Genomic DNA, 20086 nt, shown 5'->3' with positions numbered 1-20086 from the left:
CACCAGCGCTTTCCTTCCCATCGTCACACGGTGGGCGGGGCCCGCATCAGCCGATCGGATGACCCCGGGGTCGCCCGGGCGGCCGGCCGGGTCGACCCCGTCGGCCGACCGCTGCAGGCCGGTGCCGAACCCAGGATGGAACCACCGGCCCGGACAGCACGGGCCCCAGCGGAAGCGAGCACCACCATGAACGCCACCCCCCGCAAGCACCGCAAGACCGCCCTCACCGCCGCCGCCACCCTGGCCGCGCTGACCGCCGGTGTGGTCGGCGCCGTGACCGCCACCGCCCAGACCCCGGCCGCCGCGCCCGCCCCGGCCGCCCCGGTCTCGGTGCCGGCCTCCACCACCACCCAGACCACCCACCTGACCGAGGCCGCCGCCCTCAAGGCCGCCCAGGCCGCCGTGGACGCCGCCACCAAGGCCGGCCAGAAGGTCTCCGTCGCGGTGGTCGACCGCAACGGCAACACCATCGTCAGCCTGCGCGGCGACGGCGCCGGCCCGCAGTCCTACTCCTCCGCGCAGGAGAAGGCCTTCACCGCCGTCTCCTGGAACGCCACCACCTCGGTGCTGGCCGGCCGCCTGGCGCAGGCCCCGAACCTGAAGGACATCCCCGGCACCCTCTTCCTGGCCGGCGGCGTGCCGGTGGACGCCACGGGCGCCCCGATCGCGGGCATCGGCGTCGCCGGCGCCCCGAGCGGCGACCAGGACGAGGCCTTCGCGGCGGCCGGTGCCGCGGCGCTCGGTCACTGAGACCGCCACCGTGGCTGAACGGGCCGGAGCCGCACGGCAGTTCGTACCGGGTTCGCACCCTGTACGAGCCGCCGCGGCCGGCCCGCCCCACGATCGGGTGAGCCGGGGCCGACCGCGCTGAACTGCGCGGTAGCGTCGAGCCATGTACGCGATGACGATTCCCCAGTACGGCGGCCCGGAGGCCCTGGTCTGGGCCACCGTGCCCGATCCGGAGCCGGCCGAGGGCGAAGTGGTGGTCGAGGTGGCGGCGACGGCCGTCAACCGCGCCGATCTGCTCCAGCGGCAGGGCGTCTACCCGCCGCCGCCCGGCTCCTCGCCCTACCCCGGCCTGGAGTGCGCGGGCCGGATCGCCGCCCTGGGCCCCGGCGTCTCCGGCTGGGCCGTCGGCGACGAGGTCTGCGCCCTGCTGGTGGCCGGCGGCTACGCCCAGCGGGTCAACGTGCCGGTCGGCCAACTCCTGCCCGTCCCGAAGGGGTTGAGTCTGGAAGAGGCCGCCGCACTGCCCGAGGCGGCGGCCACCGTCTGGTCCAACATCTTCATGGTGGCCCACCTGCGCCCGGGCGAGACCGTGCTGGTGCACGGCGGGGCGAGCGGCATCGGCACCATGGCCATCCAGCTCGCCAAGGCGATCGGCGCCAAGGTGGCCGTCACCGCCGGCAGCGCCGAGAAGCTGGCCCGCTGCGCCGAGTTGGGCGCCGACGTGCTGGTCAACTACCGCGAGCAGGACTTCGCCGAGGTCGTCCGCGAGGCTACCGGCGGCGCCGGGGTGGACGTCATCCTCGACATCATGGGCGCCAAGTACCTCCAGCGGAACGTGGATTCGCTCGCGATCAACGGCCGCCTGGTGGTGATCGGCATGCAGGGCGGGGTCAAGGGCGAGCTCAACCTCGGCACCCTGCTCGCCAAGCGGGCCGCCGTGATCGGCACCGCGCTGCGCCCGCGCCCGCTCGCCGAGAAGGCCGCCATCATCGCGGGCGTCCGCGAGCACGTCTGGCCCCTGGTCGAATCCGGCGTGGTCAAGCCCGTGATCGACCGCGTCCTCCCGCTCACCGAGGCCGCCGAGGCCCACCGCGTCCTGGAGGCCGGCGACCAGACCGGCAAGGTCGTGCTCCGCGCCTGACCGGCACGTCCCGTGTGGTTCACTCGGCACCGCCCGGCCAGGGGGGTCGGGCGGTGCTACGGGAGGGCTGCGATGTCGCTGCGCTGTGCGGTGCTGGACGACTACCAGGGGGTGGCCGAGAGCTGCGCCGACTGGTCGGTGCTGGGCGGGGAGGTGACCGTCACCCGCTTCCGGGAGCACTTCGGCACGGTGGACGAGCTGGTCGCCGCGCTCGACGGGTACGAGGTGGTGGTGACCCTGCGTGAGCGGGTGCCCTTCCCCGCCGAGGTGTTCGCCCGGCTGCCCGGGCTGCGGCTGCTGGTGGCCTCCGGGATGCGCAACTCGGTGATCGACCTGGCGGCCGCCGCGGAGCACGGGGTCACCGTCTGCGGCACCGAGAGCTCCTCGACCCCGCCGGTCGAGCTGACCTGGGCGCTGCTGCTGGGCCTGGCCCGGGGCGTGGTCGAGGAGAGCACCGCGCTGCGCACCGGCGGCCCCTGGCAGAGCACGCTCGGCGCCGATCTGCACGGCCGCCGGCTGGGCCTGCTCGGGCTCGGCAAGATCGGCGTGCCGATGGCCCGGATCGGGCTGGCCTTCGGGATGGAGGTCACCGCCTGGAGCGCCAACCTGACCGCCGAGCGGGCCGAGGCCGCCGGGGTGACCCTCGCCGCCTCCAAGGAGGAGCTGCTCGCGAGCAGCGACTTCGTCTCCGTGCACCTCGCCCTCGGCGACCGCACCCGGGGCCTGCTGGGCGCCCCCGAGCTGGCCCTGATGAAGCCCACCGCCTACCTGGTGAACACCTCCCGCGCGGCCATCGTGGACCAGGACGCCCTGCTCGCCGCCCTGCACGAGGGCCGGATCGCCGGGGCGGCCGTGGACGTCTTCGACCTCGAACCGCTGCCCGCCGACCACCCGATGCGGACTGCTCCCCGGCTGCTGGCCACCCCGCACCTGGGATACGTCTCCCGGGCCAACTACGAGCGGTACTACGGCCAGGCCGTGGAGGCGATCGGCGCCTTCCTGGCGGGGAGCCCGGTGCGGGTGCTGGGCTGAGTCGAGACGTGACGGGCGCGGGGGTCCGTCGAATGTCCGGAATGTCGCGAATGTGTGAGGCTGGTGCGGAGCTGTCCCGCCACCGTCCGCGCCCCGGCGCGGACGGCCGTCGGAAGGACTTCCGTCCGTGGCCGCAACTCCGTACGCCTCCCCCGCGCTCCGCTCCCCGCACGCCCGCTGGGCCGTGCGGGCCGCCGCGGGCCTCGCCGTACCCCTCCTGCTGGCCGGCCCGGCCTTCGCGGCCGACCGCACGGCCACCCCGGAGGTGGTCCTCCCGACCCTTCCCACGACCACCCTGCCCACCGTGACGGTCACCCTCCCGCCGGTGGTGGTCCCGTCCGTCCCGGCGGTCGAGGTGCCGCCGGTCACCCTGCCGCCGGTCACCCTGCCGCCGGTGGAGCCGCCGACGCCGCCCGCCGTACCCCCGGTGGACCCGGACCCGGGCACCGCGATACCCACCCCGCCGCCGACCCCCTCCGCCCAGCCCACTCCGCCGGCGGAGACCGCCCAGCCGACCGCCACCGGCCCGGTCGCCGCCACCCCGAGCCCGGTGCCGACCCCCTCCGCCGAGCCCACCCCCAGCTCCACCCCGCAGCCGAGCGCCACCCCCTCGGCCACCTCGGTCGCGGACCCGACCGCCGCCGGCACGGTGGCCCGCCGCCCGGCGCCCGAGCGCCCGGCCCGGCCGGTGCAGCAGCAGGCGGAGCAGCCGCCCGAGCAGGAGCCCGCCGAAGCCCCGGCCGAGGCGGCGCCCGAGCAGGCCCCGGAGGACGCCGAGGCCGCCGCCCCGCAGGCGCCGGACGAGTCGGCGCAGGCCCCCGAGGAGGAGGTCACGCCGGCGGCCACCCCGGCTGCCGCAGCCCCCGGCCAGGGGCTCGCCCAGGCCGCCGGCGCACCGGTGGCCGCCCCCCTGCGCTGGACCGACCCGGCCAATCTCCAGCTCCCGCTCGGCGCCGGGCTGACCATGATCGGCTGCGGTCTGGCCCTGGTCGGCCTGCGGCTGCGGCGGCGCTGAGCCCGGTGCGGCCGCCGCACCGGGCGGAGCCCCCGAGGTTACTGGCGGGGTGTCAGTTGACCCTCTCCGTCGCCGAAGCATATGAAGGAGCTATGACTAACCCGATGAACGAAGCTTCGCAGCCGGGGGAGATCCCGAAGGTGCTGATCGTGGGACCGGACGGGATGCCGGTCGGTGCGGGGCTCGGCCGGGCGGGCGCCGAGGGCGCGGAGCCCCGGGAGCTGCCGGTGACCGAGATGGTCGAGCAGCCGGCCAAGGTCATGCGGATCGGCAGCATGATCAAGCAGCTGCTGGAGGAAGTGCGGGCGGCTCCCCTCGACGAGGCCAGCCGGGTGCGGCTGAAGGAGATCCACAAGAGCTCGATCAAGGAGCTGGAGCTCGGCCTCGCCCCCGAGCTGGTCGAGGAGCTGGAGCGCCTGTCGCTGCCGTTCACCGACGACACCATCCCCACCGAGGCCGAGCTGCGGATCGCCCAGGCCCAGCTGGTCGGCTGGCTGGAGGGCCTCTTCCACGGCATCCAGACCGCCCTCTTCGCCCAGCAGATGGCGGCCCGGGCCCAGCTGGAGCAGATGCGGCGGGCCCTGCCGCCCGGCAGCCTCGGCGCCGAACAGGACCACGACGACCCTGCCGACGGCCGGGGCCTGCGGGCCGGACCGTACCTGTAGTTGCACTCTCCAGGGGCGCGGGGAACTGCGCGAAGCGGAAGAAGCGCGCCTTCAAGATCGCAGAGATGCCCAGTTGCACTGTCAACGGATAGTGCGACAAGGGCATCCGCGTAAGACAGCGGCAGAGTGCATGCTTGGCCGCGCCGTTCCCCGCGCCCCTGGGAGGCGCGTCCGGATGAGGGCGGTAATCTGACCCGGCAGACGGGCTAGCGGGGAGTGGAGAGACGATGGGCGAGCACTCCCTGGGCAACGGCCGGTACGTTCTGCGCCACCTGCTCGGCGAGGGCGGGATGGCCTCCGTGCACCTGGCGCACGACACCGTGCTGGACCGGCAGGTGGCGGTGAAGACGCTGCACACGGAGCTCGGGCGGGAGCAGTCGTTCCGCGAGCGGTTCCGCCGCGAGGCGCAGGCCGTGGCGCGGCTGCAGCACCCGAACGTGGTGGCGGTCTTCGACAGTGGCGAGGACGTCGGGCCGGACGGCGTGACGGTGCCGTACATCGTGATGGAGTACGTGGAGGGCAAGGCCCTGCGCGACCTGCTCAACGAGGCGGTGCGCGCCAGGGGCGCGATGCCGGCCGAGGAGGCGCTGCGGATCACCGCCGAGGTGCTGGCCGCGCTGGACGCCTCGCACGACCACGGGCTGGTGCACCGGGACATCAAGCCGGGCAACGTCATGGTGACGGCCAAGGGCGTGGTGAAGGTGATGGACTTCGGCATCGCCCGCGCCCTGCAGTCCGGGGTGACCTCGATGACGCAGACCGGCATGGTCGTCGGCACCCCGCAGTACCTCTCGCCGGAGCAGGCGCTCGGCAAGAGCGTGGACGCCCGCTCCGACCTGTACTCCGTCGGCTGCCTGCTGCACGAACTGGTGACCGGGCAGCCGCCCTTCGACGGCGATTCGCCGTTCTCGATCGCGTACAAGCACGTGCAGGAGGAGCCGCCCGCGCCCTCCACGCTCAACCCGGCGGTGCGCCCCGGGGTGGACGCCCTGGTGGCGCGGGCGCTGCGGAAGGACCCGGGCCACCGGTTCCCGACCGCCGAGGCGATGCGGCAGGAGGTCGAGCGGGTGGCGGCGGGCGACCACGGCAGCCCGCTGGCGGCCGGGCAGCCGCTGGTGATCGGGGAGGGGCCGCGCTCGGTGCACGCCGCGCCCTCGCTGACCGACTTCCCGCAGGTGCCGGGCGACGCCCGCGCGCTCTCCGGCCAGCCGCTGCCGCTCTACCAGCCGCCGACCCCGGCGCCGTACGGGCCGCAGACCCCGCCTCCCTACCCGCAGGTGCAGCAGTACCCGACCCCGCACCCCTTCCCGCAGCAGCAGCAGCCGTACGCGCCGCCGCAGTACGCCCCGCAGCCGGGCTACCCGACCCCGCACCCCTTTCCCCAGCAGGTCCCCCAGCAGGTCCCCCAGCAGGTCCCCCAGCAGGTCCCCCCGCACGTGCCGCAGCCCCTGCCGCCGCAGCAGAAGCAGCGCAACAGCGGGTGCGCCACCGCGCTGATCGTGATCGGGGTGCTGGTGGCGCTGATCGTGCTGGCCGTGGTGATCGTCGGGATGGCCGCCTCGAAGACCCAGAAGCAGCGCACGCATAGCACGTACGGCGCCGCTCCGGTGGCGTCCGGAGCTGCGGTTCCACGCTGAGGGCGCCGAGGCGGTAGCGTTCAGGGGACGGAACCGACAGGGCGACAGCGCACCGAGCCGACTGCCCGGGGCGAGGAGCGATGGCAGACACACAGCGGCCGGGTGACGGCGAGGCGGAGCAGGACGCGGCCGGGGGCAGCGCTCCGAGGACGCCGGAGGAGACCGCCGAGACCACCGCCCTGCCCGCCTCGGCGGCGCCGGCCGGTCCGCCCAGCACTCCGCCGCCGCCCAGCGACGCCACGCCCACCCAGCCGCCCGCCGGGCCGCTGGCCGGCGGCCCGGCCACGCCCGGCCGGGGCACCGCCGCGCCGCTCGGCACGGTGGGCGACGGCCGGTACCGGCTGACCCACCGGCTCGGCCGGGGCGGCATGGCCGAGGTCTTCGCGGCCCAGGACATCCGGCTGGCCCGGACGGTGGCGGTCAAGCTGCTCCGCTCCGAGCTGGCCCAGGACGAGGTGGCCCGGCTCCGCTTCACCCGCGAGGCGCACGCCGTCGCGGCGCTCAACCACCACTCGATCGTCGCGGTCTACGACACCGGCGAGGAGCTGGAGGGCGGCGAGTCCACCCCGTTCATCGTGATGGAGCTGGTCGAGGGCCGCACCGTCCGCGAGCTGCTGGTGGACGAGGAGGCGCCGCCGGTCGACCAGGCGCTGATCATCATCGCCGGGGTGCTGGAGGCGCTGGCCTACAGCCACCGGCACGGGATCGTGCACCGGGACATCAAGCCCGCCAACGTGATCATCACCAGCTCCGGCGCGGTCAAGGTGATGGACTTCGGCATCGCCCGGGCGCTGACCGGCGCGGCCTCCACCATGACCCAGACCGGCATGGTGATGGGCACCCCGCAGTACCTCTCCCCGGAGCAGGCGCTCGGCAAGCCGGTCGACCACCGCTCGGACCTCTACGCGGCCGGCTGCATGCTCTACGAGCTGCTGACGCTGCGTCCGCCGTTCGTCGGCGAGACCCCGCTCGCGGTGGTCTACCAGCACGTCCAGGACGCGCCGGTGCCGCCCTCGCAGGTCAACACCCGGGTGCTGGCCGAGCTGGACGAGCTGGTGCTCCGTTCGCTGGCCAAGAACCCGGACGACCGCTTCCAGAGCGCCGACGAGTTCCGCGCCCACCTCCAGCACGCGCTGCGCGAGATGCACGGCGCGGCCGGGGCCGGCTACGCGGCCGGTGCCGCCGCTGCGGCCGCCGCCGCGGCCGGGCTGGCGGCGGCGGGCGCGGGCAACGGCCCGCAGCCGCCCTTCGAGGGCACCCCGAACGGCTCGCTCACCAAGCCGCTGGTGCCGGGCGTGGGCCCGGCCGACCCGACGGCCGTGCTGCCGTACCAGGTGGCCTCGCCCTACCAGACCCCGGCCGCGCCGTACCCGGCGGCGGGCGGTGGCGGTGGGGACGGCTACGGCGGTCACTACCCCGAGGACGAGGAGCCGGAGCACCGGCGGCGCGGGCCGGCGGTCTGGATCGCCGGTGCGGTGCTGATCCTGCTGGCCGCGACGGTCGGTGTGGTGCTCGCGGTGACCAACACCAACAACAACCACAAGACCGGTCCGACGGCGCCGACGGCGCCGGCCACGGCCTCGCAGTCGCCGTCCGAGGAGCCCAGCGAGCAGAGCTCGCCGACGCCCCAGCGGACTCCGAGCAGCGGCGGGTACACCCAGCCCACCGACACCGCGCCGAACACCCCGCCGCCGGCCACGCACAGCAGCTCGCCGTCGCCGACCAGCTCGAAGACGGCCTCCAGCTCGCCCTCCGCGTCCAGCTCGCCGTCCAGCTCGCCCTCGGCCTCCAGCTCGCCCACGGAGTCCAGCACCCCGAGCGAGCCGGCCAGCTCGCCCGCGGCGCCGAGCACCCCGGCCAGCCCGCCGCCCCCGCCGAGCGGTTCGCCGAAGGGCGGGGCGACCCCGCAGGAGCACACCGACGGGGCCACCGAGTAGTCGGGGCCCAGGGCCTCAGTTGGAGAAGGCGTCCAGCACCTGCTCGTACTCCTCGCACCACCAGGAGAGTTGGGCCGCCGAGGCCGGGTAGAGCGGGTCGGCCCGGTGGTCCTGGCGCTGGTAGTGCCACTGGAGCATCCAGAGGTCGTTGAGCCGCTCCCACCAGACCCGGTGGCAGGCGGCGGCCATCTCGGCCGCCGTCGCGGCTCCGCCGGCGCGGTAGGCCTGGGAGTAGCGGCGGACCCGGACGAGGTCCAGCACGCCGGTCTCCCGGTCGTTGAAGATCAGGGTGGCGGCCCGGACGGCCTCCTCGGCGCGCGGGCGGCGGCCGAGCTTGTCCCAGTCGAGCACGGCCGCCAGCGCGTCGCCGGGGCCGTAGAGCAGGTTGAGGCCGTGGAAGTCGCCGTGCGTCCAGCCGGTGGGCGGGGCGGCCTCGGGGGCCGGGCGGCGGTGCCAGTGGGCGGCGAGCAGTTCGAGCCGCTCGGCGAGCCGGTGGGCGGCCAGGGCGTCGAAGGGCTCGGCCCGTTCGCGGATCCGGGGCAGGGCGAGCAGGTCGCGGACCAGCCGGGCGGTCTCGGCCGGGTCGGCGCTGCGGTGGCCTGCGGGTTGCACCACGGGGGCGCAGACCTGCTCCAGCGCGCCGTGCACTCGCCCCAGCAGCTCCCCGAGCTCCCCGCACTGCGGCTGGCCGAGCTCGGTGCCGTGCCGGTGGCCGCCCTCGACCCACGGGAAGAGCGCGAACCGGCGGCCGCCGTAGGCCGTCACGGTGCGGCCGCTCCGGGTGGTCAGCGGGGGCGCGGTGGGCAGCCCGAGGGCGTGCAGGGCAGCCGTCGCGCGGTGCTGGGCGGTGATCGCCGGGCGGGAGGCGGTCGCGTGGTCCACGTAGCACTTGAGGAAGTACCGCCCGCTCCCCGTCGTGACGCGGTACCCCCGGTTCAACAAGCCCTCGGAGACCGGGCGGATCTCCCGGGCCGGACCGGTCCGGTAGGCCCGCAGCACCCCGGCGACGGCCGGGTGGCCGACCGGGGGGCTGAGGGTGCCGACCGGGGGAGCGGTGGTGTCAGGGCGCTCCGGAGCGCTCACGTAGAGCTGGCCGTACGTCGTCACGGGGCAGATCGTAGCCGGATGCGGCATGCCGACTTGACAGAGTGTCAGCCATCTGATCCGTGAACTCTCAGTGCTGGTGGTCGGCTTGGTGGCGGGCCACGTAGGCGGCGGCCTGAGTCCGGCGCTCCATGCCCATCTTGGCAAGTAGGCTGCTCACGTAGTTCTTCACGGTCTTCTCGGCCAGGTGCAGCTCGTTGCCGATCTGACGGTTCGTCATGCCCTCGCCGATCAAGTCGAGGATCTTCCGCTCCTGCTTCGTCAACTGCGCGAGTCGTTCGTCCTCCTTCTCACCCCCGTCGCGCAGCCGCGCGAGCACCCGGGAGGTGGCCACCGGGTCGAGCAGCGACTTGCCCGCCGCCACGTCCCGGACGGCCGAGAGGAGGTCGGTGCCGCGGATCGCCTTGAGCACGTAACCCGAGGCCCCGGCCATGATCGCGTCGAACAGCGCCTCGTCGTCGGAGAACGAGGTGAGCATCAGGCACTTGATCGCCGGGTGCTGGGAGCGCACCTCGCGGCAGACCTCCACGCCGTTCCCGTCCGGCAGGCGCACGTCGAGGACGGCCACGTCGGGCTGGACGGCCGGGATCCGGGTCAGCGCCTCGGCGGCGGTGCCGGCCTCGCCGACGACTTCGATGTCGCCTTCCATCGCGAGGAGATCGTGGACGCCACGGCGCACGACCTCGTGGTCGTCGAGGAGGAATACCCTGATTTGCCCGTTTTCAGTCACGGTCAAATACTCCCATACCACCGCAGGGATGTCCGACAGGTGAGACCGGATGGACAGGCTCCGTTCCTTGTGGGTCCGAATATTTCGTTCGTGTTACCCCCTTACGCGGAGCCCTCTGCCCGGATAGCGTGCGCAGGTGTCCTGACGGCCACCGTCCGAGGCGCGGCGCCACCCCGCCGCTCCCGGCGAGAGAACAAGTAGGACGTCCTAGCGCAGGCGCGCCAAGGGGCGCCGCTGGGTAACGTTCTCGTGAGGGGCGCCGTCGGAAAGGGAACACCACCTGCCCAGCAGTCGGCGCGCGCACACCCACGCGCGCTTGCAGGGGGGTGACCGGACCGGTCACCGGCGACCCCGGGCGGCCGGACAGACCGAGGAGTGAACGTGACCGTCAAAAGCACGGCGAGGGCGCGCAAGAAGACCGCCCCCTCCGTCCCCCAGAGCGTCGGGACGGACGCCCAGCCGGAGCTCATCCAGCTGCTGACGCCGGAAGGCGAGCGCGTCGAGCACCCGGACTACCCCCTGGAGACGACGCCGGAGCAGCTGCTCGCGCTGTACCGCGACCTCGTCCTGGTCCGGCGCTTCGACGCCGAGGCCACCTCCCTCCAGCGCCAGGGCGAGCTGGGCCTGTGGGCCTCGCTGCTCGGCCAGGAGGCGGCGCAGGTCGGGTCGGGCCGTGCGATGCGGGAGGGCGACTACGCCTTCCCCACCTACCGTGAGCACGGCGTGGCCTGGTGCCGCGACGTGGACCCGCTGAACCTGCTCGGCATGTTCCGCGGCGTGAACCACGGCGGCTGGGATCCCAACGAGAAGAACTTCCACCTCTACACGATCGTGATCGGCTCGCAGGCGCTGCACGCCACGGGCTACGCGATGGGGATCACCAAGGACGGCGCGGACGACGCGGTCATCGCGTACTTCGGCGACGGCGCCTCCAGCCAGGGCGACGTCAACGAGGCCTTCACCTTCGCCTCGGTCTACAACTCCCCCGTGGTCTTCTTCTGCCAGAACAACCAGTGGGCGATCTCCGAGCCCACCACCACGCAGACCAAGATCCCGCTCTACCGCCGCGCCTCCGGCTTCGGCTTCCCCGGTGTCCGGGTGGACGGCAACGACGTGCTGGCCTGCCTCGCGGTGACCCGCTGGGCGCTCGACCACGCCCGCAGCGGGGCCGGCCCGGTGCTGATCGAGGCCTTCACCTACCGGATGGGCGCGCACACCACCTCCGACGACCCGACCCGCTACCGCGAGAACGAGGAGACCGAGGCCTGGAAGGCCAAGGACCCGATCTCCCGGCTCAAGGCGCTGTTGGAGAAGGAGGGCATCGGCGACGAGGCCTTCTTCGCCGGCGTCGAGGCGGAGAGCGAGCAGCTCGGCCTGCGCGTGCGCGAGGGGGTCCGCAGCATGCCGGACCCGGACCCGACGCTGATCTTCGAGCACGTCTACGCCGAGCCGCACGCGCTGGTGGACGAGGAGCGGGCCGAGTACGAGGCGTACGCGGCGTCGTTCGAGGGCGGGGAGAACCACTGATGGCTGGTCAGCTGAGCATCGCGAAGGCGCTCAACAACGCGCTTCGCTCGTCGCTGGAGAGCGACCCCAAGACCGTCCTCATGGGTGAGGACATCGGCAAGCTGGGCGGTGTCTTCCGGATCACCGACGGCCTGCAGAAGGACTTCGGCGAGGCCCGGGTCATCGACACCCCGCTGGCCGAGTCCGGCATCATGGGCACCGCGATCGGCCTGGCCCTGCGCGGCTACCGCCCGGTGGTGGAGATCCAGTTCGACGGCTTCGTCTACCCGGCCTTCGACCAGATCGTCTCCCAGCTGGCCAAGATGCACGCCCGTGCGCTCGGCCACGTGAAGATGCCGGTCACCGTCCGCATCCCGTACGCGGGCGGCATCGGTGCCGTCGAGCACCACAGCGAGTCGCACGAGGCGTACTTCGCGCACACCGCGGGGCTCCGCGTGGTCACCCCCTCGAACGCGGACGACGCGTACTGGATGCTCAAGCAGTCGATCGAGTCGGACGACCCGGTCATCTTCCTGGAGCCCAAGCGCCGCTACTGGGACAAGGGCGAGGTCGGCTCCGCCGCCCCGCTGCCGCTGCACGCGGCGCGGATCGCGCGGCCGGGCACCGACCTGACGCTGATCGCGTACGGCCCGATGGTCAAGGTCTGCCACGAGGTCGCGGCCGCCGCGGCCGAGGACGGGCACAACCTGGAGGTCCTCGACCTGCGCTCGCTCTCGCCGATCGACTTCGCCACGGTGGAGGAGTCGGTCAAGCGCACCGGCCGCGCCGTGGTCGTGCACGAGGCCCCGGTCTTCATGGGCATGGGCGCCGAGCTGGCCGCCCGGCTGACCGAGAAGTGCTTCTACCACCTGGAGGCCCCGGTCCTGCGGGTCGGCGGCTACCACGCCCCGTACCCGCCGTCGCGGGTCGAGGAGGCCTTCCTGCCCGACCTGGACCGTGTGCTCGACGCCGTCGACCGCGCGCTCGCGTACTGATCCCGGGAGCGACTGAAGCATGACTACCGAAGTTCGCTCGCTCCGCGAGTTCAAGATGCCCGACGTGGGTGAGGGCCTCACCGAGGCCGAGATCCTGACCTGGTTCGTCAAGGTGGGCGACACCGTGACGGACGGTCAGATCGTCTGCGAGGTCGAGACGGCCAAGGCCGCCGTCGAGCTGCCGATCCCGTTCAACGGCACGGTGGAGCAGCTGTTCTTCCCGGCCGGCACCACGGTGGACGTGGGCACCTCGATCATCTCGGTCGCGGTGGAGGGCGCTGCTCCTGCGGCCGCTCCCGCTCCCGCTCCGGTGGCGGCTCCGGCCGCCGCCCCGGCCGCCGCCCCGGCCGCCGAGGCCGAGCCCGAGCCCGAGCGGCGCGCGGTGCTGGTGGGCTACGGCCCGCGCACCGGCGGCGTCCAGCGCCGGGCCCGCAAGACCACGGTCGTCGCCACCTCGGCTCCGGCTGCGGCCGCTCCGGTGGCCGCTCCGGCCGTACCCGCGCCCGCCCCGGTGGCCGAGCCGGTGCAGACGGGGGAGCGGCCGTTGGCCAAGCCCCCGGTGCGCAAGCTCGCCAAGGACCTCGGGATCGACCTGCGGACGGTCACCCCGACCGGTCCGGACGGCGTGATCACCCGCGAGGACGTGCACGCCGCCGCCGCGCCGGCTCCGGCCGCCGTGGCCGAGGCCGTGGCGCCGGTGGTCGAGGCCGCTCCGGTGCTGCCCGTCGCGGTCGGTGCCGGTGACGTCCGGGTGCCGGTCAAGGGTGTCCGCAAGGCGACGGCCCAGGCCATGGTCGCCTCGGCGTTCACCGCTCCGCACGTGACCGAGTTCGTCCAGGTCGACGTGACCCGGACGATGAAGCTGGTCCGCGAGCTCAAGGAGAGCGGCGAGCTGGGCGCGGGCGTGCGGGTCAGCCCGCTGCTGATCGTCGCCAAGGCGCTGCTCACCGCGGTGCGCCGCTACCCCGAGATCAACGCCAGCTGGGACGAGGCCGCCCAGGAGATCGTGATCAAGGGCCAGGTCAACCTCGGCTTCGCCGCGGCCACCCCGCGCGGGCTGATCGTGCCGAACATCAAGGACGCCGGCAGCAAGACCCTGCCGCAGCTGGCCGCCTCGCTCGGCGACCTGATCGACACCGCCCGCCAGGGCAAGACCCCGCCCGCCGACATGTCGGGCGGTTCGATCACCATCACCAACGTCGGCGTCTTCGGCGTCGACACCGGCACCCCGATCCTCAACCCGGGCGAGGCCGCCATCCTCGCCTTCGGTGCCGTCCGCGACCTCCCCTGGGTGCACAAGGGCAAGGTCGTCCCCCGCCAGGTCACCACCCTGGCCCTCTCCTTCGACCACCGCCTGGTCGACGGCGAGCTCGGCTCCAAGGTGCTGGCCGACACGGCCGCCATCCTGGAGCGCCCGAAGCGCCTGATCACCTGGGGCTGACGCCCCGGGCAGTACGTACGGAAGGGCCCGTCCTCCGCCGAGGACGGGCCCTTCCGCGTTCCCGGTCAGCGGGAGCCGTTGCGGCGCCGCACGGTGTACAGCACCCCGCCGCCGACCAGGAGTACGAGACCGGCCGCCGCGAGGAGGGTGCCGGTGGGGAGGGTGGTGCGCAGCCGCGGGCCGGCCGCGGCGGGCCAGTGGTGGCGGACCTGGACGGTGCGGTGGTCGGTGCCGGAGCTGAAGGCCGGGCCGCCGTCGGCGGCGAGACCGAGCGAGAGCGAGGTGACCTGCTCGGGCAGGGTCGGGCGGAGGGTGATCCGGAGCGTGACGTGGGCGCTGTGGCCGCCGGGCAGCGGCAGGGCGGGGGCCGTGCCGTCGGTCCGCAGCGTCGGGGCGCAGCCGGCCCGCAGTGGCAGGGGCGTCCGGGTGCCGTCCGCCGTCTCCAGCTCGACCGTCACGTCCTCGGGGCGGAGGTCGACGGGTCGGTGCGGCGAGTCCTCCGGCCCGTAGGCGTCCAGGCCGAGCACCGGCCGGACGGTCGCGGCCTCGCCGGTGGTGCCGAACTCGGCCGTCAGCACCAGCGGTTCGTCCTCGGTCGCGGTCAGGTCGAGCGGGCTCGCGCCGAACCCGGCCCGGAGGCTGCCGAGCTGGGGCCCGGCGGGGTCGGCGGCCGGGCTCGACGGGGTGGGGGTGCCGCTCCCGCAGGCCGAGGCAGCGGCGGCGGCAGTGGCTCCGGCGGTCAGGGGGAGGGCTGCACTGAGCGCGACCGTCAGGGCAAAGGTGATGAAACGGGTGATAACGGGCGTGCGCATGGCAGAGCTTCCCCCCGAAGCGGTGGTGACGAGTGGTGTGGCGGTACGAAGGCGTGGCGGTGTGGGATGCGGGCGGAGGCGGTCCGGCGGCCCCCCGGCGGCCGGCGGCTCCGCCCGGCGTCAGCGGGCGGTGCGGCGGCGGAAGGCGAAGAGCGCGCCGCCGCCGAGCAGGACGAGGGCGCCGCCCGCGCCGGCCAGGGCGGTGATGGTGCCGGAGGGGCCGGTGCTGGCCAGCTCGGCGGCGACCGGGGCGGTGGCCGGGGTGACCGGGGCGGCCGGGGCCGAGGGGGTGGTGCTGGTGACCACGGCGGCCGGGACGGTGGCGGGGGTGTTGCTCGCGACCGGGGCCGGGGTGGTCGGCGCGGGAGTGGTCGCGGTCGGGGTGGGCTTGGGAGTGACCGGCTTCGGCGGGACGGGCTTGGCGGTGGCGGCCGGGTGGGCGATGGTCAGGGTCTGGCGGTCGATCTTGGCCAGGCCGTCGGCGTAGGTGAAGACGTCGAGCTTGGTGAGCTTCTTCGAGGTGTCGGCGGCGATGCTGATCCGGAACATGAAGCGGCGGGCGTGGCCGTCGGCGAGCGGGGCCTGGATGGGGGTGGTGTCACCGATCAGGGTCGGGTCGCAGCCGTGGTGCATGGTGAGCGGCAGCCAGTGGCCCGCGTTCATCACCTCGACCTTGACGTCTGCCGGCTGGAGGTTGATCAGGTGCTTGCCGTCCCCTGCGTCCGCGCTGGCGAACACGTTGAAGGCGGGGGCGATGTGCCGGTACGGGGCGCCGGTGAAGTTGGCCATCTCCACGCCGAGTTCGAAGCCCGGACCGCCCGCCGTGACGGTCATCGGGGTGCCCGGGACCTCCGGGATGAAGTTCGCCTGGGCCGGCTTGTCGTGGTGCTCGGGGGCCTGGGTCGGTGCGGTCGGCGCGGTGTCCTCGCCGCAGGCGAAGGCGGCGGTGGAGCCGAGCGAGAGCGGGAGGGCCACGGCGAGGCCGAGGGTGGCGGCGGCGAGGGCGACAGAACGGGAGATAACGGACGTACGCATGATGGAGCTCCCCCAGGGGTGGCGTGTCGATGATTCGTCAGGTCGAAGGTGGCCGGTGTCCGCGTCCCCCCGGTACTCGCCGGTCCGCTCCCCGTTGCCCTTCACCCGTACAGACGCGCATCCCCGCCGGGGGTTGCAGGTGGGTTCCGAAATATTTTCCGGCGGATCCGCGGCGCCCTTCGGGATACTGCGCGGGTGACTGAACACCAGATCGAGGCGCCCCCGGGCCCGTCGGAGACCGCGTACCGCCACTCGCTGCGCCGGGACGTCTCGGTGCCGGCGCTGCTCGCCGGGCTGGTCTGCATCGCGGTGGGGTTCTCCGGGCCGCTGGTGGTGGTGCTGGCCGGGGCGGCGGCCGGGCACCTGGACGCCGCGCACACCGCCTCCTGGATCTGGGCCGTCTCGATGGGCTGCGGGCTGACCAGCCTGCTGCTCAGCTGGCGCACCCGGCAGCCGGTGATCACCGCCTGGTCCACCCCCGGCGCGGCGCTGCTGGTGACCGGGCTCGCGACGTACCCGTACCGGGAGGCGGTCGGCGCGTACCTGCTCTGCGGGGTGGCCGTCACCGTCTTCGGGGCCACCGGCCTGTTCGGGCGGCTGATCCGGGCCATCCCGGCCGGGATCGTGAACGCGATGCTGGCGGGCATCCTGTTCGAGTTCGGGGTGGGCATCTTCGGTGCCCTGCCGGGCGCGCCCGCGCTGGTGCTCGGCAGCTTCGCCGCCTTCCTGGTGGCCAAGCGGCTGCTGCCCCGGTACGCGGTGCCGCTCGCCCTGCTGGCCGGGGCCGGGCTGGCCGCCGCCACCGTGGGGCTCCCGCTGCACCTGGGCGGCGGCGGGCTGGTGCACCCCGTGCTGACGGCGCCCGCCTTCTCCTGGTCGGCCACCGTGGGGCTCGCGCTGCCGCTCACCATCGCCGCGCTGGCCTCGCAGGACGCGGCGGGCCTGGGCATCATGCGGGCCTCCGGCTACCAGCCGGACGACCGGCTGCTGGTCACCGGCACCGGCGCCGTCTCGATCCTGCTCGCCCCGTTCGGCTCCCCGGGCGTCAACCTGGCCGCCATCACCGCCGCGATCTGCACCAGCCCGGAGAGCCACCCCGACCTGCGCCGCCGCTACGTGGCCGGGATGTCCACCGGCCTCCTCTACCTCCTGGTCGGCAGCTTCGGCGGCCTGCTGGTCAGCCTCTTCACCGGCCTGCCGCCCGCCCTGATCGCCGTGGTCGCCGGGGTGGCCCTCCTCGGCGCCCTGCAGAACAGCCTCACCACCGCCCTCGCCGACCCGGCCGACCGCGACGGCGCCATGGTCACCTTCCTCGCCACCGCCTCCGGCCTCACCCTGCACGGCATCGGCTCCGCCTTCTGGGGCCTGGTCCTCGGCCTGGCCACCCACGCCCTCACCAAGGGCAGCCGGTGGGGTGTTCGAAAGGACTAACTCAGGGGTTACGGGTGCCGCCTGCCGGTTGCGCCGGTTGGACCGGGGAAATGGCACCCCCCGGCGAACCTCGGGTGGTGGGGGGCTGGTCCGGGCGATGGTGGGGGTACGTCTGAGCGACCCCCCACCCGCGCGACGTGCCGGGTGACCGGACCACCGAGGACGCCCCCGTATGCCGACTGGCAAACCTGGCCGGCTCGTCCGGAGTCTGGCCGTGCTCGTGCTGCTGTCGGCCGCCGTGCTGCCCGCCGCGCTGGAGCTCGTCGCCCCGTCCCCCTTCGGCGCGATCGGCGCTCCCGAGAGCGCGGCCGGCCCGGACCGGGCCGTGCCGCCGCACACGGCCGCCCGCGCCGACCTGCGCAGCCCCGGCAGCGCGCCCACCGTCGACATAAGGCGGACCGGCGACCCCGCCAACCGGATCACCCTGGTGCTGCTCGGCGACGGCTACACCGCCGACCAGCAGCCGCTCTTCCGCGACCAGGCCGACCGGGCCTGGCACGCGCTGATGGACATCGAACCGTTCCGCTCGTACCAGGGGTTCTTCAACATAAGGCGGGTCGAGGTGGTCTCCCCGGTGGCCGGCATCGCCGAGACGGAGAACCACAGCCGCAAGCTCGGCACCCCGCTGGGCATGCACTTCTGGTGCGAGGGCACGGCCCGGCTGCTCTGCGCCGACGAGACCGCCACCGCCCGGTACGCGGGCCAGGGCAACGGCCCGCAGTACCTGATCGCGCTGGCCAACTCCGCCGAGTACGGCGGTGCGGGCGGCACCGGGGTCACCACCCTCGCGGGCGGCAGCCCGGACGCCGGCCGGATCATCCAGCACGAGATGGGGCACACCGTCGGCGACCTGGGCGACGAGTACGACAGCGCGCCCGACGACCCGGACTACCCCAACCTCTCCTCGGTCGGCGCCGACGAGATGCTCCGCAACCACCTCAAGTGGTGGCGCTGGCTGGGTGCGCAGTCGCCCGACGGCCCCGACACGGTCGGCGCGTACCGCAGCACCAACGGTGTCTACCGGCCGACCACCGACTCCGTGATGCGGACCCTCGGCGGCAGCTACAACCTGCCCTCCCGGGAGGCGATCATCGAGCAGATCTACCACCGGGTCAGCCCGGTCGACCCGCCGGTGCCCGCCGAGGGCGAACTGACCGGGCGCCCGCGCCTCCAGGTCCGCCCGGTGGACCTGGTCGGCGGCCGCCACCTGGAGATCGCCTGGCGGGTCAACGGCGCACCGGTCGAGCCGCAGGCCCCCGACCGCACCTGGCTGGACACCTCCGCGCTCGGCCTGACCGGCCCGCTGACCGTCACCGCGACCGTCCGGGACACCACCGACTGGGTCCGGGACGAGGCGTTCCGGGACAGCCGGATGACGCGGACGGCGACCTGGACGCTCAAGGGTTGAGACGGTCCGGCGGTTCGGGTACGACCCCCTGTCGGTCGAACGGGTGAGCTGGCTAGTCTGTCCGGGTGACCGTGGACCCAGCCAGCCCCGCCCGTGCCGCCTCCGTCCCCGGTCCCCGGCCCCCGCAGGGCTCCTCGGCCGCGCCGGCCGCTCCGGCCTCGCCGGTTCTTGCGGTCGAGACCGGGCCGCCGGGTGGGCGGTCCGCCTGGGCCGCCTGGTCGATCGCCGTCAGCGTCTACGTGCTGGCCGTGATGCACCGCACCAGCCTCGGCGTCGCCGGGCTGGACGCCGCGCAGCGGTTCGGCATCAACGCCTCGGCGCTCGCCACCTTCTCGATCCTGCAGGTGCTGGTCTACGCGGCCATGCAGATCCCGGTCGGCCTGCTGGTCGACCGGTTCGGGCCGAAGCGGGTGCTGCTGACCGGCGTGCTGCTGCTCAGCGCCGGGCAGCTGGCCTTCGCGCTCAGCCCCGGGTTCGGGCCCGCGCTGGTGTCGCGGGCCGTGCTCGGCTGCGGCGACGCGATGACCTTCATCAGCGTGCTGCGGGTGGTCGCGCGGTGGTTCCCGGCCGGGCGCAACGCACTGGTCGCCCAGCTCACCGGCCTGGTCGGCACCGGCGGCAATCTGATCACCACCGTGGTCATCGCCCAGGCCCTGCACGCCCAGGGCTGGACGCCCACCTTCGGCACCATGGCCGGGATCGGCCTGCTCGTCTTCGCCGTGGTCGCCCTGCTGCTCCGCGAGGCCCCGGCCGGCGCGCCCGCCCCGGCCCCCGCCGCCCCGCGGCGCCTCCCCGTCCGGCAGCAGGTCCGGGACGCCTGGCGCGAGCCCGGCACCCGGCTCGGCATGGCCGTCCACTTCACCACCGCCTTCCCCGGTGCCGCCTTCTCCCTGCTCTGGGGCCTGCCCTACCTGGTCGAGGGCCAGGGCGTGACCCGGGCCGAGGCCGGCGGCCTGCTCACCCTGCTCGTGCTGGCGAACATGGCCTTCGGGCTGGTCTTCGGCCGGATGCTGATGCGGTCGGCCCGGGCCCGGATGCCGATCACCCTGGCCGTCATCGCCACCACCACCGCCGGCTGGACCCTCGCCCTCGCCTGGCCCGGCGCCCACCCCCCGCTCTGGCTCCTCGTCCTGATCCTGCTCGTCATGGGCAGCAACGGCCCCGCCTCCCTGGTCGGCCTCGACTACGCCCGCTCCCACAACCCGCTGGAACGCCTCGGCACCGCGACCGGCATCGCCAACATGGGCGGCTTCATCGGCACCGTGATCACCCTGCTGGGCGTCGGCGTCCTCCTCGACACCCTCTCCGGCCCCGGCGGCTACACGGCGGAGACCTACCGGTGGGCGTTCTGCTGGATGCTGCTGCCGATGGCGGGCGGGGTGATCGCGATCCTGCGGCTGCGGGGCAAGGTCGGGCGGCCGTAGGGTTTCCGACCTGCGGCGATAGGCATTCGGGCATTGGAAACGCC

17 protein-coding genes are annotated in these 20086 nt (G+C 74.2%); 13 read left to right on the top strand and 4 right to left on the bottom strand.

The features are described 5' to 3' along the window. Positions 1 to 186: 186 nt before the first annotated feature. The 7 genes from CFP65_RS18815 to CFP65_RS18785 all read left to right on the top strand — a co-directional run bounded on the left by CFP65_RS18815 (position 187) and on the right by CFP65_RS18785 (position 8156). Positions 187 to 750 carry a heme-binding protein gene (locus CFP65_RS18815; RefSeq protein ID WP_104817205.1) on the top strand — a complete coding sequence of 188 codons (564 nt, stop codon included), beginning with the start codon at positions 187 to 189 and terminating at the stop codon, positions 748 to 750. Between the two features lie 142 nt (positions 751 to 892). Continuing rightward, positions 893 to 1870: an NAD(P)H-quinone oxidoreductase gene (locus tag CFP65_RS18810; RefSeq protein WP_104817204.1), complete on the top strand. Its 978-nt coding sequence runs from the start codon at positions 893 to 895 to the stop codon at positions 1868 to 1870. Positions 1871 to 1942: 72 nt separating this feature from the next. Beyond that, a complete protein-coding gene (locus CFP65_RS18805; protein ID WP_104817203.1) occupies positions 1943 to 2902 on the top strand; it encodes a D-2-hydroxyacid dehydrogenase family protein in 960 nt (319 codons plus the stop codon). Positions 2903 to 3029: 127 nt separating this feature from the next. Further along, positions 3030 to 3917, top strand: coding sequence for a hypothetical protein (locus CFP65_RS18800; protein WP_104817202.1), 888 nt, complete (start codon positions 3030 to 3032; stop codon positions 3915 to 3917). A 92-nt stretch (positions 3918 to 4009) separates the two neighbouring features. Continuing rightward, on the top strand, positions 4010 to 4582 hold the full coding sequence (locus CFP65_RS18795; protein WP_104817201.1) for a bacterial proteasome activator family protein: 573 nt from the start codon (positions 4010 to 4012) through the stop codon (positions 4580 to 4582). Between the two features lie 227 nt (positions 4583 to 4809). Beyond that, positions 4810 to 6219 carry a protein kinase gene (locus CFP65_RS18790; RefSeq protein WP_104817200.1) on the top strand — a complete coding sequence of 470 codons (1410 nt, stop codon included), beginning with the start codon at positions 4810 to 4812 and terminating at the stop codon, positions 6217 to 6219. A gap of 80 nt (positions 6220 to 6299) precedes the next feature. Next, positions 6300 to 8156 carry a protein kinase gene (locus CFP65_RS18785; protein ID WP_104817199.1) on the top strand — a complete coding sequence of 619 codons (1857 nt, stop codon included), beginning with the start codon at positions 6300 to 6302 and terminating at the stop codon, positions 8154 to 8156. Between the two features lie 15 nt (positions 8157 to 8171). Here the strand turns inward: CFP65_RS18785 and CFP65_RS18780 are convergent, their stop codons facing one another. Together CFP65_RS18780 and CFP65_RS18775 are read right to left on the bottom strand one after the other, a co-directional pair. Further along, complete coding sequence (locus tag CFP65_RS18780; RefSeq protein WP_254552454.1) at positions 8172 to 9263, bottom strand: phosphotransferase; 1092 nt, start codon at positions 9261 to 9263, stop codon at positions 8172 to 8174. 67 nt (positions 9264 to 9330) lie between these two features. Next, complete coding sequence (locus tag CFP65_RS18775) at positions 9331 to 9990, bottom strand: response regulator transcription factor (RefSeq protein WP_104817197.1); 660 nt, start codon at positions 9988 to 9990, stop codon at positions 9331 to 9333. Positions 9991 to 10371: 381 nt separating this feature from the next. On the opposite strand from CFP65_RS18775, the gene pdhA reads away from it, so the two are divergent. From pdhA to CFP65_RS18760, 3 genes are read left to right on the top strand one after another with little or no spacing between them, the layout of a single operon-like run. Next, the gene (gene pdhA / locus CFP65_RS18770; protein WP_371682433.1) at positions 10372 to 11517 is read left to right on the top strand and encodes a pyruvate dehydrogenase (acetyl-transferring) E1 component subunit alpha; all 1146 of its coding nucleotides are present in this window, start codon (positions 10372 to 10374) and stop codon (positions 11515 to 11517) included. Continuing rightward, positions 11517 to 12491, top strand: a complete 975-nt coding sequence (locus tag CFP65_RS18765) for an alpha-ketoacid dehydrogenase subunit beta (RefSeq protein ID WP_104817195.1) — start codon at positions 11517 to 11519, stop codon at positions 12489 to 12491. The genes pdhA and CFP65_RS18765 overlap by 1 nt, the downstream gene beginning before the upstream one ends. Before the next feature lie 19 nt (positions 12492 to 12510). Continuing rightward, positions 12511 to 13932: a dihydrolipoamide acetyltransferase family protein gene (locus CFP65_RS18760; protein WP_104817194.1), complete on the top strand. Its 1422-nt coding sequence runs from the start codon at positions 12511 to 12513 to the stop codon at positions 13930 to 13932. A gap of 65 nt (positions 13933 to 13997) precedes the next feature. Here CFP65_RS18760 and CFP65_RS18755 read toward each other — a convergent pair whose 3' ends face one another. Both CFP65_RS18755 and CFP65_RS18750 read right to left on the bottom strand, forming a co-directional pair. Then, positions 13998 to 14744 carry a hypothetical protein gene (locus tag CFP65_RS18755; protein WP_104817193.1) on the bottom strand — a complete coding sequence of 249 codons (747 nt, stop codon included), beginning with the start codon at positions 14742 to 14744 and terminating at the stop codon, positions 13998 to 14000. A 120-nt stretch (positions 14745 to 14864) separates the two neighbouring features. Then, complete coding sequence (locus CFP65_RS18750) at positions 14865 to 15779, bottom strand: LPXTG cell wall anchor domain-containing protein (protein ID WP_158702240.1); 915 nt, start codon at positions 15777 to 15779, stop codon at positions 14865 to 14867. A gap of 195 nt (positions 15780 to 15974) precedes the next feature. On the opposite strand from CFP65_RS18750, the gene CFP65_RS18745 reads away from it, so the two are divergent. From CFP65_RS18745 to CFP65_RS18735, 3 genes are all read left to right on the top strand, one after another. Beyond that, positions 15975 to 17210, top strand: coding sequence for a benzoate/H(+) symporter BenE family transporter (locus CFP65_RS18745; RefSeq protein ID WP_254552453.1), 1236 nt, complete (start codon positions 15975 to 15977; stop codon positions 17208 to 17210). Between the two features lie 214 nt (positions 17211 to 17424). Beyond that, on the top strand, positions 17425 to 18618 hold the full coding sequence (locus tag CFP65_RS18740) for a M64 family metallopeptidase (protein WP_158702239.1): 1194 nt from the start codon (positions 17425 to 17427) through the stop codon (positions 18616 to 18618). Between the two features lie 65 nt (positions 18619 to 18683). After that, a complete protein-coding gene (locus CFP65_RS18735; RefSeq protein WP_104817190.1) occupies positions 18684 to 20042 on the top strand; it encodes a nitrate/nitrite transporter in 1359 nt (452 codons plus the stop codon). Positions 20043 to 20086: the final 44 nt, after the last annotated feature.

It is taken from the genome of Kitasatospora sp. MMS16-BH015, from assembly GCF_002943525.1.
GTDB lineage: Bacteria > Actinomycetota > Actinomycetes > Streptomycetales > Streptomycetaceae > Kitasatospora.
The sequence above is the reverse complement of the archived record's forward strand: the minus strand, read 5'-3'. Positions and strand labels throughout refer to the sequence as shown.

What these genes read in the sequence shown, in the direction of transcription:
- CFP65_RS18815 (WP_104817205.1), top strand. Translation starts at nt 187, where the DNA reads ATGAACGCCACCCCCCGCAAGCACCGCAAGACCGCCCTCACCGCCGCC.
- CFP65_RS18810 (WP_104817204.1), top strand. Translation starts at nt 893, where the DNA reads ATGTACGCGATGACGATTCCCCAGTACGGCGGCCCGGAGGCCCTGGTC.
- CFP65_RS18805 (WP_104817203.1), top strand. Translation starts at nt 1,943, where the DNA reads ATGTCGCTGCGCTGTGCGGTGCTGGACGACTACCAGGGGGTGGCCGAG.
- CFP65_RS18795 (WP_104817201.1), top strand. Translation starts at nt 4,010, where the DNA reads ATGACTAACCCGATGAACGAAGCTTCGCAGCCGGGGGAGATCCCGAAG.
- CFP65_RS18790 (WP_104817200.1), top strand. Translation starts at nt 4,810, where the DNA reads ATGGGCGAGCACTCCCTGGGCAACGGCCGGTACGTTCTGCGCCACCTG.
- CFP65_RS18785 (WP_104817199.1), top strand. Translation starts at nt 6,300, where the DNA reads ATGGCAGACACACAGCGGCCGGGTGACGGCGAGGCGGAGCAGGACGCG.
- CFP65_RS18765 (WP_104817195.1), top strand. Translation starts at nt 11,517, where the DNA reads ATGGCTGGTCAGCTGAGCATCGCGAAGGCGCTCAACAACGCGCTTCGC.
- CFP65_RS18760 (WP_104817194.1), top strand. Translation starts at nt 12,511, where the DNA reads ATGACTACCGAAGTTCGCTCGCTCCGCGAGTTCAAGATGCCCGACGTG.
- CFP65_RS18755 (WP_104817193.1), bottom strand. Translation starts at nt 14,744, where the DNA reads ATGCGCACGCCCGTTATCACCCGTTTCATCACCTTTGCCCTGACGGTC.
- CFP65_RS18750 (WP_158702240.1), bottom strand. Translation starts at nt 15,779, where the DNA reads ATGCGTACGTCCGTTATCTCCCGTTCTGTCGCCCTCGCCGCCGCCACC.